This window comes from Faecalicatena contorta, assembly GCF_001404335.1.
Lineage (GTDB): Bacteria > Bacillota > Clostridia > Lachnospirales > Lachnospiraceae > Faecalicatena > Faecalicatena contortus_B.
In genome coordinates this window covers 1-15,661 of record NZ_CYZU01000086.1, presented here as the reverse complement: position 1 = coordinate 15,661, position 15,661 = coordinate 1, and the positions used below count along the sequence as shown (strand labels likewise).

The 15,661-nt window shown below is 44.4% G+C and carries 14 protein-coding genes; 13 read left to right on the top strand and 1 reads right to left on the bottom strand.

All coding sequences use genetic code 11. The features are described from left to right. Window positions 1–73: 73 nt before the first annotated feature. Window positions 74–1,618, top strand: coding sequence for an AAA-like domain-containing protein (locus ARB69_RS24245; RefSeq protein WP_055155263.1), 1,545 nt, complete (start codon window positions 74–76; stop codon window positions 1,616–1,618). A gap of 248 nt (window positions 1,619–1,866) precedes the next feature. Here ARB69_RS24245 and ARB69_RS24240 read toward each other — a convergent pair whose 3' ends face one another. Continuing rightward, on the bottom strand, window positions 1,867–2,838 hold the full coding sequence (locus ARB69_RS24240) for a helix-turn-helix transcriptional regulator (RefSeq protein ID WP_055155262.1): 972 nt from the start codon (window positions 2,836–2,838) through the stop codon (window positions 1,867–1,869). Between the two features lie 212 nt (window positions 2,839–3,050). Between ARB69_RS24240 and ARB69_RS24235 the strand changes: the two genes are divergently transcribed. From ARB69_RS24235 to ARB69_RS24180, 12 genes are all read left to right on the top strand, one after another. Further along, on the top strand, window positions 3,051–4,244 hold the full coding sequence (locus tag ARB69_RS24235; protein WP_055155261.1) for an MFS transporter: 1,194 nt from the start codon (window positions 3,051–3,053) through the stop codon (window positions 4,242–4,244). A gap of 36 nt (window positions 4,245–4,280) precedes the next feature. Then, window positions 4,281–4,724, top strand: a complete 444-nt coding sequence (locus ARB69_RS24230; protein WP_050642376.1) for a C-glycoside deglycosidase beta subunit domain-containing protein — start codon at window positions 4,281–4,283, stop codon at window positions 4,722–4,724. A gap of 21 nt (window positions 4,725–4,745) precedes the next feature. Then, window positions 4,746–5,732 (top strand): sugar phosphate isomerase/epimerase family protein, encoded by a 987-nt coding sequence (locus tag ARB69_RS24225; RefSeq protein ID WP_050642375.1) that lies wholly within the window; start codon window positions 4,746–4,748, stop codon window positions 5,730–5,732. A 10-nt stretch (window positions 5,733–5,742) separates the two neighbouring features. Further along, the gene (locus ARB69_RS24220; protein WP_050642374.1) at window positions 5,743–6,726 is read left to right on the top strand and encodes a sugar phosphate isomerase/epimerase family protein; all 984 of its coding nucleotides are present in this window, start codon (window positions 5,743–5,745) and stop codon (window positions 6,724–6,726) included. After that, window positions 6,723–7,862 carry a Gfo/Idh/MocA family protein gene (locus tag ARB69_RS24215; RefSeq protein WP_050642373.1) on the top strand — a complete coding sequence of 380 codons (1,140 nt, stop codon included), beginning with the start codon at window positions 6,723–6,725 and terminating at the stop codon, window positions 7,860–7,862. Before ARB69_RS24220 ends, ARB69_RS24215 begins: the two co-directional genes overlap by 4 nt. Window positions 7,863–7,883: 21 nt before the next feature. Continuing rightward, window positions 7,884–8,885, top strand: coding sequence for a sugar phosphate isomerase/epimerase family protein (locus ARB69_RS24210; RefSeq protein WP_050642372.1), 1,002 nt, complete (start codon window positions 7,884–7,886; stop codon window positions 8,883–8,885). A 215-nt stretch (window positions 8,886–9,100) separates the two neighbouring features. Continuing rightward, the gene (gene deoC / locus ARB69_RS24205) at window positions 9,101–9,748 is read left to right on the top strand and encodes a deoxyribose-phosphate aldolase (protein WP_050642794.1); all 648 of its coding nucleotides are present in this window, start codon (window positions 9,101–9,103) and stop codon (window positions 9,746–9,748) included. Between the two features lies 1 nt (window position 9,749). After that, on the top strand, window positions 9,750–10,634 hold the full coding sequence (locus tag ARB69_RS24200; protein WP_055155260.1) for a metallophosphoesterase: 885 nt from the start codon (window positions 9,750–9,752) through the stop codon (window positions 10,632–10,634). Between the two features lie 69 nt (window positions 10,635–10,703). Beyond that, window positions 10,704–11,447 (top strand): segregation and condensation protein A, encoded by a 744-nt coding sequence (locus ARB69_RS24195; protein ID WP_050642370.1) that lies wholly within the window; start codon window positions 10,704–10,706, stop codon window positions 11,445–11,447. Between the two features lie 17 nt (window positions 11,448–11,464). Further along, window positions 11,465–12,034 carry an SMC-Scp complex subunit ScpB gene (scpB, locus tag ARB69_RS24190; RefSeq protein ID WP_050642793.1) on the top strand — a complete coding sequence of 190 codons (570 nt, stop codon included), beginning with the start codon at window positions 11,465–11,467 and terminating at the stop codon, window positions 12,032–12,034. A 123-nt stretch (window positions 12,035–12,157) separates the two neighbouring features. Next, window positions 12,158–13,432: a D-alanyl-D-alanine carboxypeptidase family protein gene (locus ARB69_RS24185; RefSeq protein ID WP_055155259.1), complete on the top strand. Its 1,275-nt coding sequence runs from the start codon at window positions 12,158–12,160 to the stop codon at window positions 13,430–13,432. A 91-nt stretch (window positions 13,433–13,523) separates the two neighbouring features. After that, complete coding sequence (locus ARB69_RS24180) at window positions 13,524–15,512, top strand: 2-isopropylmalate synthase (RefSeq protein ID WP_050642368.1); 1,989 nt, start codon at window positions 13,524–13,526, stop codon at window positions 15,510–15,512. Window positions 15,513–15,661: the final 149 nt, after the last annotated feature.

Below are 15,661 nucleotides of genomic sequence, written 5' to 3'. Positions count from 1 at the left end.
CTGAGGAATAGATCTTGGAAAATGTACATTTTTATTTTCCACTTTTTGATCATTTTTATATTGACATTTACATATGGTCAATGTCAACAGGCAGCTGAATGAGATCAAAATGCTTGTGGATGCGGGCAAGTATTTTACCATCAACAGAGCAAGACAGTATGGAAAAACGACGACGATCCGGCAGCTGGTGCAGATGCTTTCAGAAGAGTATATAGTGTTTTCCTTAAGTTTCGAGGGAATGGGGGATTTTGCCTATAAAGAGGACTCTAATTTCTGCAAGGAATTTAGCGGTCTTTTATGTGAGACGATTGATTATGGAGAAACCAAGGGAGTTCCGCAAGAAATCTATCAGATGCTGGCAGAGTATGCAAACGGAGATAAACAACTTTCCTTAAGAGAATTTTCAAATGTGATTTCACAGATTTGCAAGGAGAGTGTTCACCCAATGGTTTTGATTATTGACGAGGTAGACTATGCGAGCGGAAAGCCTATTTTTTTAGATTTTCTAGGAATGTTAAGGAATAAGTACCTGAAAAGGACCGACAGACCTACTTTTCATTCAGTGATTTTAGCCGGGGTACATGATATTAAAAACTTAAAGCTAAAAATGCGCAGTGAAAGTGAAAGGCAGTATAACAGCCCTTGGAATATTGCTGCTGATTTTAATGTAGACATGAGTCTTTCGACCGACGAGATTGCAGGGATGTTGCAAGAATATGAAGACGATTGGCATACTGGCATGGATATAATGGGGATGGCTAAAATGATTTTTGATTATACATCAGGCTATCCTTATCTGGTTTCCCGTCTTTGCAAGATTATCGACGAAAGGATTGCTAACAGCGAGGTCTGCCCAGACAAGCAGTCTGCTTGGACAAAATCTGGATTTCTGGAAGCTGAAAGGCTATTGCTGCAGGAGAAAAATACACTATTTGAATCATTGATTAATAAGCTGTCAGATTACCCGGAAATGGATGAAATGCTATACGCGTTACTGTTCTCTGGAAGGGGAATTGCTTATAATGCCTTGAACCCGGCGATTGAGATTGCGTCTATGTTTGGGTTTGTGAAAAACAGAGATGGCATGGTAGAGCCGGCGAACAGGATATTTGATACGTTACTCTATAATTATTACTTATCTGCAAATGAAATGCATGATAAAGATATTTATAAAGCATCCCTAAAGGATAAGAACCAGTTTATCATCGGCGGTCATCTGAACATGCGGCTCATACTGGAAAAGTTCGTAGCGCATTTTACAGAACTATACGCTGACAGTGATGAAACTTTTTTGGAAGAGGAGGGAAGAAAGTATTTTCTGCTTTATCTCAGACCGATCATCAATGGAGTAGGGAACTATTATATTGAATCCAGGACAAGAGGGATGCGGCGTACAGATGTGATAGTTGATTACCGTGGGGAGCAGTCTATTGTAGAGATGAAAATCTGGCATGGAGAGGAATACAACCGCCGGGGAGAAGAACAATTAGCAGTGTATCTGGATGATTACCAAAAAAATAAGGGATATATGATTAGCTTTAACTTTAACAAGAACAAACAAGTTGGCGTACACGAAGTGTTTGTAAAGGATAAGATTTTGATTGAGGCAGTCGTATAAAGAATGTAAATATGCCGTGGATATAGATTCTGCGGCATATTTTCAGTATCACCTGCGTAGATATGGAACAAGCAGTAAGTGTCTATCATTTTTAAACGACGCATGCGTTGCTATGGCCGAGTACATATCCGGAAATGAAGAAGAAAAATATCACGAACCATGTGGGAGCGGCGTCCCCTGCATGGTTCGTGATATTTTATAAAACCTGAGTTGTTAAATATAAATAACCGGTTATTTTTTTATGTGTACTATACTTTCGGGTGATCACAATCAAAATAGTGATGCTTCCTCATGATTTGCAGCCCCTGCTGTGGAGTATAAATGTATTGTTCCATTTTTCCGTCCTGGCTGTATTCTTCAATCGGCGCCATAAGAGATGTCTTTTTTCTGAATTCTTTCAGCGTCATGTTATATGCCTGCTGAAACCGCTTATTCAAATATTTACTGTCAGAGAATCCACTTTCCAGACAAATATCTGTAATATTCATATCTGTTTTTTTCAACAGAAGTACTGCGTGCTCAAATCGTAAAGAATTCACATATTCCTGAAAGGACATTTTCATAGCGTCTTTAAAAAAATGGGACAGATATGTTATCGACAAGCCTTCTTTTTCTGCAAGTTCCGAAAGTGTTATTTTTTCCCTATAGCGCTGGTGGATATAGGTTATGATTCGTGTCAGCCTGCGGTCCTTGTTCCTGGCGTTGACGATTTCTGTATCTTTCAGCATATGGTATGGCACAAATGCTGTAAAGTACCAGAATAACCGGTACAGGTCGCTGACACAACGAAGCTCAAAACCAGGCGCTCTAAAACAGTAGTTATAGCCAAGGTTAAAACAAGTATGGATGATATCCAGGGCTTCAGCAAATGGAGTGATGGAAGTGACATTGCTGGTATTAAAACGTATATTTTGGATTGCAGGGTAATGCGCGGCGCAAAAAGAAGGGTCTGCCTGGATGGTCAAAAGGATGCAGTCACTCTGTCTGCTATGTAATGTATGGAATTCATTCGGGTTAAATAATGCTATCTCACCGGGACCGAGGTCGAATTCTTCTGTGAGTGTCTTGACATGAAGGCCTCCTTCAATAACCTGCACGATCTCAAAGTCATGGTGCATGTGAGGGGGACGGTAGGTCAGATTAATCAGAAAGAAGTTGACATTGCTTACCTGTGTATGCGGGATTCTTTCGTATTCATTTACATCATGAATGTGGTCCATGGTTCCCCTCCTCCTTTGCTGTTACAGTGAATTCAAGTTACATTATAGATAAAAAACAGTTATTTAGCAATATATGAACATAAGATAAAACCACAAACTTGTCGTTTCTGTACAACAAGTTCTCCTTTGTAATTCACTTTAAATATCACTATAGTATAGTTATCGATAGCTAAAAGGTTCATGAATCTGAAAAATGAAAAGGAGAATCAAGCATGAGTGATAAAATGAAGGCAAAGGTATCGCTGCTGCTGTCAGCCATGGGAATGATGACATTTTTGGCGCCGGCAGCGGTTATAGCAGCGATGGTTCAGGAGTTTCCGGATACCAGCGTATCCCTGATCCAGATGATAATTTCTATTCCATCATTGATTTCTATCCCGCTGGGGCTGGTTGCAGCCAGACTGGCAAAACGCTTTTTAAAAAAGACATTGATTATTTTTGGTACGTGTTGTTATTTGGTCGGAGGCATACTCCCCTATTTCTTCCATTTTAATGCACAGGTCATTCTGGCATGCTCCTGTATCATCGGTGTTGGCATGGGGATCGCTATGACCGCGCTGACAGCACTGATTTGCGAGTTTTTCGAAGGCGCGGAAAGAGGCGGGATGCTTGGGCTATATGCTGCATTTATTTCAATCGGGGGAACCGTAAGTTCACTGCTGGGCGGCCGGTTAGGAGCATCCGTATGGTATCATGCTTTTCTGGCATATTTGATCCTGATACCGATTATTATTCTGGAATGTATTCTGCTGCCTAAAGGACATTTGGATCAGGAAGAGGAAAGCGGACAGATCAAGCAAAGCAGACGTATGTCAAAGCAGGTGTGGATGATCGCATTGACAGGATTTGTGTTCTATGTCTGCATCAATGTATTCAATAATAATGCAGCTGTGCTCGTGGCAGAGAGATCTTTGGGAGGCGCGGTAGAGTCCAGTTACATCACGACTTGTTATACCATAGCAGGGCTGGTTACAGGATTTTTTGTTGGGAAAATTGTTGTGAAGTTAAAAAGGAAGACGATTGCTGCGGCTTATGCACTGGGTGCAGCAGGACTTCTGATAGGATTTCTTGGGAATAGTGTCGTATTGATTTGCATGGGGGCATTTATAACAGGTGTGGGCTTCTGCATGTTTGCGTCCACGGCCAACTTCCACGTATCCGAGATGAGCACGCCGAGTACACTGACTTTTTCCCTTGCTTTTCTGTCTGCGATCATCAATCTCGGACAGGCATTTTCGCCGGTCGTAGTCAATCTGGCATCCTCAATGATTGGACCGGATGCCGGCAGCCGCTTTATCATGGCCGGAATTGGAAGTATTGTAATTGCTGTACTGGCATTGCTGTTTGTTAAGAACAAAAGCAGCCAGGAAGAGATCCGGGCGGCAGCTGTACAGGAAGGCAATTAAGAAGGGAATGTAATGAATAGAACAGGAGGACAAATCATGGGATTTGTAATGAGAGTCAAATTAACAGAAACATTAAGAGACGGTACCTTAAAAAATTATTATGAAAACAAAAGAAAGGCGGGTTATCAGTTTGACTTAAGGCTGGCATACTACCGGGGCCATTATTTATCAGTCATTGATGAACTTGCTGTTGAAGTGGATCATGAAAAAATAGAGGAAGAGTCCATACGGTTCTGTATCAATGGAAAAGAGTTTATGCCGAATCAGTTAAAAGAAGCATATTACGAATTTTGGAGCATTAAAGATCCGGCGACCATTAAAATCAGAAAGGAAGGCGGGCTGAAGGCTGGAGAGCACCGGGTTAAGCTGACTCTTATGCTTCGCAATCCGTATCTTCCCCAGCCAGGGGCCGAAGATAGGTATACACCGGTGGACAGCTGTGATGAAAAGATCATGATTCTCGAAGATACAATTGCTTAAGTCAGAAAGGATGGTATAAAGATGAGTAATATAAAATTAGGTGTTACAACGCATTCCTATGTGGCAGAATGGGTTGACGATAAAGCGACTCTGGAGGATATGGTGCGGCATATAGCAGAATTAGGGTGCGACGGAATGGAGATTGTTGCGACCTCAATGTTTCCGGAGTATCCGTATGTCAGTGATGCATATGCAGGTGAAATCAGGAGATATGCTCAGGATTATGGCGTAAAGCTGGTTGCGGTCAGCGGTAATATGGACCGCGGCAAGAGAAAAGACAGGAATCTGACGGATGAAGAGATGCTTGCTGTCGTAATACAAGATCTTCAGAATGCAAACAAACTGGAGTGTCCGGTACTTAAATCACAGTTTTTAATCTCCCCAAGGGTCATGCAGAGAGCAGCTAAATATGCCGAATTCTATGGAGTAAAACTCACGATTGAGATCCATAACCCGGAGACGCCTTCCAGCCATATCATGACGGAGTACTACAATATGTTTGAGGAGACGGGCTCCGCATATCTGGGATTTGTGCCTGATTTTGGAATCTTTGCAGACAGGCCGAATAAGGCAGACTTAAACAGAGCCATTGAAAACGGTGCGGACAGAAAAATTGTAGAATTAGCAACACAGCTTCGCTATGACGGAGTATCAAGAGAGGAAGGCCGTCAGATCTTGTCAGCTAAAAATGCGACACCATCTGAAATGAACTTGTTTGAATCCATGTATGGATATATGCAGTTCTCGAAGAATCCTGACTTTGATGGGTTAAGAAAAATCATGAAGTATTGCCCGCATATGCACGGTAAATTCTTCGAGATTCTGGATGACGGAAGCGAAGCTACGATTCCTTACGACAAAATCCTGAGAGTTTTAGATGAGGAAGATTATGACGGTTATGTCGTATCAGAGTTTGAAGGACAGATCAAGCCCGGAAGAAGTTCTTTTGATTATGTGAAGCGGCATATCCGCCTGGAACAGTCAATACTGGCGGAAATAAGGGGATAGGAGGTGCCGCATGAAATACAGTTTAATGTCGCTCATGGTCAACGATGAGCTGAAGGTAAAGAAACCGAATTTTATACATATGATGATGATGAAAGAGTTTGGGTACGAAGGCGAAAACCCCACAATTGATGAAGTGTTTGAATTTCTGAACGGACATGGTGTGCCCGTCAAAAATGGCAGTATGACCTTCGAGGATTATGTAAAATTTGCAAAAGATGCCGGCTATGACGGTATAGACATGATGGATTTTCATTTAGAGACGGAAGGGAAAGAAGCAAAGAAGATATTAGAACAGTATGGGATCACTTTATCTTCTGTAAATATTATCATTCCTTTTGCGAATGCAAAGACAAAAAGTAAATTTGAAACTATGCTGGGAAGGGCAAAGCGCCTGATCAGCCATGCACACGAGGCGGGGTGCCGCAATGTACTGCTTATGCCTTCTGTTTATACGGCAGATGCAGATATTACGAGAGAAGACGCATTCCATAATATGGTTAACGGCTTGAAGGCCTGCGTGGATTATGGAGAAGAAATAGGAATGACAATCAGCACGGAGACACTGGAAAGCATTGCGGTGCCATACTGCAGCTGCGGCGAAATGGAACGTATCTTTCAAGCGGTAAGGAAGCTGAAATATACCCATGACACAGGAAATCCATTAACTGCATTGGAGAATCCGGCAGAAGTGTATGAGATATTCAAAGACAGGACAGTATCGGTTCATTTTAAGGATTTTGCGTATAGTACGGCAGAAGACGGGATTCTCTGCAACGATGGGAGAAAGGTTGTCAGTGTTCCGTTTGGAGAGGGGGCGGTAGATTTCAGGGAACATTATGATATGCTGCTCCGGGATGGATACCAAGGGTTCATAACAATAGAAGGAAGTGTTCCGGCAGATAATTCCCTGGATAGCGCAGTAAAATCTCTGCAATATTTTAAGAATATGGAGAGAGAGGAAAGAGAAAAACTATGGGGAGGCAAACCGGAATGAGAAAAAATCTGAGATACGGCATGGTTGGCGGAGGACCCGGCGCATTTATAGGAGACGCACACCGGAGGGCGATCAGCGTAGACGATACGGCGAGGCTTGTGGCGGGCTGCTTCTCAAGGGATCCTGAGAAATCGAGAGATCATGGGGAGGCATTGGGGCTGGATACAGAGCGCTGTTATGAGAACTATAAGGAAATGGCCTTGGCGGAAGGAAAAAGAGAAGATGGGATTGACTTTGTGGTTGTGGTTACTCCCAATGCCACCCACTATGAGGTGTGTAAAGCATTTTTAGAAGCCGGGATTCATGTGGCATGTGATAAGCCGCTTGCAACAGACAGCAGCCAGGCGGAGGACTTAAAGAGGATTGCCGATGAAAAGGGACTGCTCTTTATGGTTACTTATACCTATATGGGACACGTGACCGCAAAATATGTGCGTGATTTAGTGAAAAACGGAGAAATAGGCCCGGTCCGCACTGTCATGGCAGAATACCCTCAGGGCTGGCTATACAATGAAAAGGATTGGGGAGGAAAACAGGGCGAGTGGCGCTGTGATCCAAAACAGTCAGGCAGGGTGAACTGCCTGGGAGACCTGGGAACCCATGTAGAGAATGCGGTCACAATGATGACCGGGTTAAAAATAAGACGGGTGCTGGCAAAAATGGATATTGTTGTTCCGGGAAGAAAGCTGGATGACAATGACCAGGTTCTGGTTGAGTATGAAGGCGGGGCAACAGGAATCAACTGGACTTCCCAGTTTGCCATAGGATGTGATAATAGCCTGCGAATCAGAATCTATGGTTCAAAAGGCACCATTCTATGGTTCCAGGAGGCCCCGGAAGAAGTAACTTTGATTAAAGAGGATGGTATTCCGCGCCTGGTGAAAAGAAGTTATCCTGCAATTACTCCGGAAGCAGCCAGATACGGACGCCTTCCGGCCGGACATACGGAAGGCTGGCTGGAAGCGATGGGCAATCTGTATGACAGCTTCGGGGAATGCGTGGCAGCAAAAAGGACCGGAACCTTTACAGAGGAAATGATTGATTATCCGACAATTGGATATGGCATTCAGGGACTGAAGTATGTAGAGGCATGCCTTAAGAGCCAGGAGCATGGAAATGTATGGGTTGAGCTATAGAGAAGAAGGGAGAAAGAGACGATGTCAAGACCAGTAACACTTTTCACGGGACAGTGGGCAGACCTGCCATTGGAGGAAATGTGCAGTACTGCTTCTAAAATGGGATATGAGGGGTTAGAGATCGCAACATGGGGACAGCTGAATGTAAGAAAAGCGGCTGAGAATAAAGAATATGTAAAAGAAATCCTGGGTGTGCTGCAAAAATACAACTTAGGCTGTTGGGCAATCGGCGCTCATCTGACCGGGCAGTGTGTCGGAGATGCCTTAACATATGCCTACGATCCAAGGCTGGATGGGTTCGCACCATCCGAACTGGCAGGAAAGCCAGAGGAAATTCAGAAGTGGGCTGTTGAAGAGATGAAGTATACAGCAAAAGCAGCCAGGAATATGGGGGTAGAGGTAGTAACGTGCTTTATGGGATCACCAATTTGGAAAATGTGGTATTCTTTCCCGCAGACGACGGAAGAGCAGGTGGAAGAAGCATATCAGACGATGAAAAGACTGTGGACTCCGATTCTGGATGTATTCGACGAATACAATGTTAAGCTGGCGCTGGAAGTACATCCTACGGAAATAGCATATGATTACTGGAGTACAAAGAAACTTCTGGAAGTATTTGAGTACCGCCCCACAATAGGAATTAATTTTGACCCAAGCCATCTGATTTGGCAGGGAGTAGACCCGGCAGTATTTTTATACGATTTTGCGGATCGTGTATATCATGTCCACATCAAAGACGCAAAGGTGAACCTAAATGGAAGAAATGGAATACTGGGCTCACATATTACATTTGGAGACCAGAGGAGAGGCTGGAACTTTGTATCACCAGGGCACGGGGACGTTGATTTTGATAATATTATCCGGGTTCTCAATCAGAAAAATTACGAGGGACCATTGTCGATAGAATGGGAGGACAGTGGCATGGAACGGGTATTCGGGGGAACCGAGGCCTGTGCATTTACAAAGAAAATTAATTTTTCACCATCCGATGTAGCTTTCGATGATGCTCTGAAAAATGATTAAATAAGAAATTTTTAAAGGAAGCAGGAGTATCTTGCTTCCTTTTTTTATTTTTAGAATAGTAAACGTATTGTATTAATATATTAAAATTAAAACGTAGAATCAAAGAAGGGGCAAAGATCAATAAAAAATTGAATTTACCGATAAAAGATGTTAGGATAGTGTAGATGATAAATGCAATGCCGGCTGTGTATACCGGTATACAATGGAGGAATATTATGGATTTTGCAAAAATGATAGATCACACGATTTTAAAACCGGATGCCACTAAGGAGGATGTGAAAAAGCTCTGTGATGAGGCTGCAGCATACGGATTTCATTCCGTATGTGTAAATTCCAGCTTTGTGTACTATTGCGCTCAGCTGTTAAAAGAAACGGATGTAAAGGTATGCACCGTAGTAGGCTTTCCCCTGGGCGCCATGTCTACAGACGGAAAAGTGGGCGAGACGCTGACTGCAGTATATGACGGGGCGGAGGAAATCGATATGGTGATTCATGTCGGTATGATAAAGAGCGGGAACTGGCAGTACGTGAAGGACGATATAGCCGCTGTTGTTGAGGCTGCTGCAGGGCGTGCCATTGTGAAAGTGATCCTGGAAACATGCCTTCTGACTGACGAGGAAAAGATAAAGGCATGCCAGATCTGCAAGGAGGCCGGAGCCGATTTTGTAAAAACATCTACGGGATTCTCCAAAGGAGGTGCTACTGCGGCGGACGTTGCCCTGATGCGGCAGACAGTGGGGCCGGTTATGGGCGTGAAGGCTTCGGGCGGCATTAGGACAACAGAGAAGGCCAGGGAAATGGTTAAGGCAGGGGCAGACAGGCTCGGAACCAGCTCCGGGATTGCCATTGTAGAAGGCAATTAAGATGTGGAAGGGAATCATTGCGGCGGTTATTCTGGTTTTCCTGTTGTGTCTGGCTGAAGGAAGGCGGGAACTGCGCTTTTTCAAAATTACCAGATATACCCTGAAGGTGCCTGCATTTAAAAAACTGGACAGCGAGAAAAAGATCATTTTATTGGCAGATCTTCATAATAAATCCTACGGAGAGCATAACAGCAGGCTGTTGGATGCAATACGGAAAGAAAAGCCGGATCTGATCCTGATAGCGGGAGATATGCTTGTGGGGAAAGACACCGCCTCTTATCAGGAAGCCCTGGACTTTGTTACCCGGCTTCCTGCAATATGTCCGGTATATTATGGCCCTGGCAACCACGAGCAGAGGCTGAAAGAATACCCGGAAAAGTATGAAAAGAGCGTATACAAAAAGTTCAAAGAAGGACTGGCACTCTCCGGTGTCCATTATCTGGAGAACCAGACAGCGGACATAAAACTGGACAGGCTGCCTGTCCGGGTGAACGGGCTTGAACTGCCGATGCTTACTTATGAGAAATTCAAAAAACACCAAGTGGACGCAGCAGATATCAGACAATGCATTGGAAGGGCGGACCGGGACAAATATCAGATTCTTCTGGCGCATAATCCTGTTTATTATCCTGCATACAGGAAATGGGGGGCGGATCTGACAGTATCGGGGCATCTTCATGGGGGAATCGTGCGCATTCCCGGGCTTGGGGGGGTGATTACTCCTCAGGCGGCGCTATTTCCAAAGTATTCCGGGGAGATGACCGTGGAAGGCAGTCAGGCGATTGCCGTAAGCAAGGGACTTGGAACCCACACGATCAATCTGCGGTTCTGCAATTATGCGGAAGTGGTGGCAATCAGCCTGCTTCCATACAGGGAAACGAAATAAACTTGAGTATTTTGTGCATTTCCCTTATAATAAAATGCAGTGTGAATATCTGCAGCAGGGAGCGTAAGTATGGGAATACCAGTAAAGCTGGAAGTGTTCGAAGGCCCGCTGGACCTTCTGCTTCATTTAATAGATAAGAATAAAATAGATATATACGATATACCGATTGTGGAGATTACAAATCAGTATATGGAATACATCCGGAACATGCAGAAGGAAGACCTCAATGTTATGAGCGAATTCCTTGTAATGGCAGCGACTCTTCTGGATATCAAGTGCAGAATGCTGCTTCCGAAGGAAGTGAACGAGGAGGGGGAGGAAGAAGATCCCCGTGCCGAACTGGTGGAACAGCTGCTTCAATATAAGATGTACAAGTATATGGCATATGAACTGAAAGACCGGCAGCTGGATGCGGATCAGATCCTTTATAAGGTTCCCACAATTCCGGAGGAAGTGATGGGATATGTGGAGCCTGTAGATTTAGATCTTCTTCTGGGAGATCTAACGCTGAAAAAGCTGAACCAGATATTCAAAGACGTCATGAAGCGCCAGGAGGATAAGATAGACCCGGTGAGAAGCAAGTTCGGTACGATCGAGAAGGAGGAAGTTCCTCTTCCCGTTAAGCTGTCCTATGTGGAAGACTATGCCAGGTCACACAGGAGATTCAGTTTCCGGCAGCTTCTGGAAGCGCAGAAGAGCAAGATGCATATTGTGGTAACATTCCTGGCAGTTTTGGAATTGATGAAGCTGGGAACCATTCGGGTAGAACAGGAGGAGACATGCGGGGATATTATGATTGACTCGCTGATTTGAAAGGAATGGAAGAAGATATGGAGATAGAAAAACTGCAGGGCATCATTGAAGCTATCCTCTTTACGATGGGGGAGTCGGTGGAATTGGGAAAAATTGCAGCGGTGATAGAACACGACGAGAATACGACGAGAAAGATCATACATAATATGATGGACCGGTACGAGGAAGACAACAGGGGAATCCGGATTATAGAACTGGAAGATTCTTTCCAGATGTGTACGAAAAAAGAGACCTACGAATATCTGATCAGGATCGCAAAACAGCCCAAACGGTATGTACTGACGGAGGTTCTGCTGGAGACGCTGTCCATTGTCGCATACAAACAGCCTGTCACCAAGCTGGAGATTGAAAAAATAAGGGGCGTGAAGTCGGACCATGCGGTGAATAAGCTGGTGGAGTACGGACTCGTTGAGGAAGTTGGACGTATGGATGCACCCGGAAGGCCGCTTTTGTTTGGGACCACGGAGGAATTCCTGCGGAGGTTCAGCGTCCAGTCGCTGGATGAACTTCCTACAATAAATCCGGAGCAGGTGGAACATTTTAAAGAGGAAGCGGAAGATGAGGCCCAGCTGAAGCTGGATATATAGGAATCAGGAGAAAACAGGTTATTATGCACGGCCTATGGGCTGTATATCTTAACGAAAATAGTTCTATTGGCGCCATGACCCACATAAATACTAATAACATAGTATGTTATGGAGTGCCTGGACATGATAAAAAGGAAAAGACAGGACGGCAAAGCTGTCCATAAGATAAGGAAACGGATCACAGTGTTTATTTTAATCTGCTGTATGGTTTTTTCGGGAACCTGGGGCAGTACAGTTATGGTGGTTCGCGCAGAGTCGGAAGAGCCGGATAATTTATACGCCCAGTCAGCAGTTTTGATGGATGCAGACAGCGGGCGTATTTTATTTTCAAAAAATGGACAACAGGAGAAGGCGATGGCCAGCACAACAAAGATCATGACCTGCATACTGGCTCTGGAATATGGAAAACTGGACAGTGAAATGACAGTGAGCGCATATGCCGCATCCCAGCCAAAGGTTCATCTTGGGGCATATAAAGGGGAAACATTTTATCTCAGGGACCTGCTATATTCGCTCATGCTGGAATCCCACAACGATGCGGCAGTGATCATTGCCGAAAACATTGGAGGCAGTGTGGAAGGGTTTGCGGACATGATGAACGCCAAAGCCAAAGAGCTGGGCTGCGGCAATACATATTTTATTACTCCTAACGGACTGGATGCCGCGGACGAAAACGGAAGCCATCACACTACGGCGGAGGATCTGGCGAGAATCATGAAGTATTGCATCATGGATTCGCCGCAGAAGGAGATGTTTCTGGAGATCACCCGGACACCCTCCTACCAGTTTACCGACTGCTCCGGAAAATCCACGTATTCCTGTACAAACCATAATGCATTCCTGCAGATGATGGACGGCGCGCTGTCGGGGAAAACAGGATTTACGGGAGATGCGGGCTACTGTTATGTGGGATCACTTAGAAGGGATGACCGAACCTTTATCGTGGCCCTGCTTGCATGCGGGTGGCCCAACAATAAAAGCTACAAGTGGGCGGACACAAAGGCTCTGATGAATTATGCGCTGGATAACTATGAATACCGGGACATCTGGCAGGAAATAGACGCGGGAACAGTGAAGGTTGAAAATGGGATCGATAAAGAGCATCCGTTCCAAACAGAGACAGAAGTTCCCCTGGAAGTTGTAGGGGCAGATCCTAAATGGAGGCTGCTACTTAAAACCGACGAGCAGGTAGAAATGAGCTGGGAGAAGGAAGAGATACTGGATGCCCCTGTAGTTAAGGGCCAGAAGGCCGGCGAGGTCGTATATACTTTAAATGGAGAAAAATTAAGATCTTATGATATAACAACGGCTTCAGGAGTACAGGAAAAAACCTTTAAGTGGTATATAAAAACAATTTTTGGTATGTATATGTTAAAAAATATCAATTTAAATGATTAATTTTACCACTGGATAATAGGCAATACTTATGTTAGTATGGATGAAGATAAAAAAAGACAATTAATTTGATAAAATATAAGGAGATGTAACTATGAAAAATTATGAAAAGTACAAAAAAATGTATTTCATGCCGCCTGAACCATGCTATGACTGGGTGAAAAAGGACTCGATTACGGAACCGCCTGCATGGTGCAGCGTGGATTTGAGAGACGGGAACCAGGCGCTGATCGAACCTATGGGCCTGGACGAGAAAATCGAATTTTTTCAGCTTTTATTAGACGTAGGATTCAAGGAAATTGAGGTGGGTTTTCCAGCTGCATCGGAAACTGAATACCAGTTTCTCCGGACAATTATTGAGCAGAATATGATACCGGATGATGTGACGATTCAGGTGCTGACACAGGCGAGAGAACATATTATTAAAAGAACTTTTGAAGCGGTTAAGGGTGCTCCTCACGCCGTAATACATGTATACAATTCCACTTCCGTGGCACAGAGAGAACAAGTATTTAAAAAAGACAAAGAAGAAGTTAAAAAAATTGCGGTCGACGGAGCCAAGTTATTAAAGAAACTGGCAAAAGAGACAGAAGGCAATTTTACTTTCGAATATAGTCCGGAAAGTTTTCCGGGAACAGAAGTTGACTATGCGCTGGACGTGTGCAATGCGGTTCTGGATGTATGGAAGCCTACCAGTAAGACGAAAGCAATCATCAATCTCCCGACAACAGTGGAGAACGCAATGCCTCATGTTTTTGCAAGCCAGGTAGAATATTTCGATAAGCACCTGTTATACCGTGAAAACGTGATTCTTTCTCTTCATCCGCACAATGACAGAGGTTCAGGCGTTAGCGATGCCGAACTGGGAATTCTGGCCGGAGCGGACCGCATCGAGGGAACCTTATTTGGAAACGGAGAGAGAACAGGCAATGTGGATATCATCACCCTTGCAATGAATATGTTTTCACATGGGGTAGATCCAAAACTTGATTTCACGAATATGAGTGACATCTGCGAAATATATGAGCACCTCACAAGGATGAAGGTTTCTCCCCGCCAGCCGTATGCAGGAGAACTGGTATTTACCGCATTCTCCGGATCCCATCAGGATGCTATTGCAAAAGGCATGTCATGGAGAGAAGAAAAACAGTGTGATAAGTGGGATGTTCCGTATCTTCCGATCGACCCCAAAGATGTGGGCAGAAGATACGACTCTGACGTAATCCGCATCAACAGCCAGTCCGGCAAGGGCGGCGTGAACTATATCCTGAAGCAGAGCTTCGGAATCAGCCTTCCGGATAAAATGAAAGAAGAGGTAGGCTATCTGGTAAAAGACGTTTCAGACAAAGCGCACAAAGAGCTGGATCCTGACTGGGTATATCACATATTCGAAGACAATTACATCAATGCAAAATCCATCTTTACAGTGGATGAATGCCATTTTAAACAGGAAGACGGCATTGTGGCAGACGCTGTCATCCACCATTCAGGCAGCAACCGCCGGATCACCGGCGTAGGAAACGGCCGTCTGGACGCAGTAAGCAATGCCATTAAGCACTATTTTGACATCAGCTACGAACTTGCATTTTACGAAGAACATTCCCTGACAAAAGGCTCCTCCTCAAAAGCGGTTGCCTATGTAGGTGTAATTTGCAACAAAAAGAAATATTGGGGTGTAGGAATCGACGCAGATATTATCAAGGCATCCGTGGAAGCGCTTGTCGTTGCAGTTAATAAGATCGAAGAAATCAAGAGCAGCGAATCCAGCAAAGATGAGCGATTATTAGAAATCACCAACTACATTTATGCAAACTACAAAGACGTAACACTGGATGACTTATCAGAGAAATTCTTCCTCTCCAAGCCATACCTCTCCAAATACATTAAAGAAAAATCCGGTATGACATTTGGAGACATTCTGAAAAAAGTAAGAATGAAAAAAGCACGTTCCATGCTGAAAAGCAGCAATACAACCGTAGAAAGCATCGCAGAATCCGTGGGATACCAAAACGTAGAACACTTCAACCGCGTATTCAAAAAAATGTACAACATGACACCCGTACAGTTCAGGAATCGGAAGTAGGGAATGAGCTTGCGAATGAATGGACGGACGCCGCTGGAACCGGACATAGGGATGGCTGGGGACGGAAGCGGACTGTAAGCTGGAGTAAAGGAAAAAAGAAGGAAACCCGGGGCAACCTGGGGACATCACGAGAAGCCCTGATGGCTTCT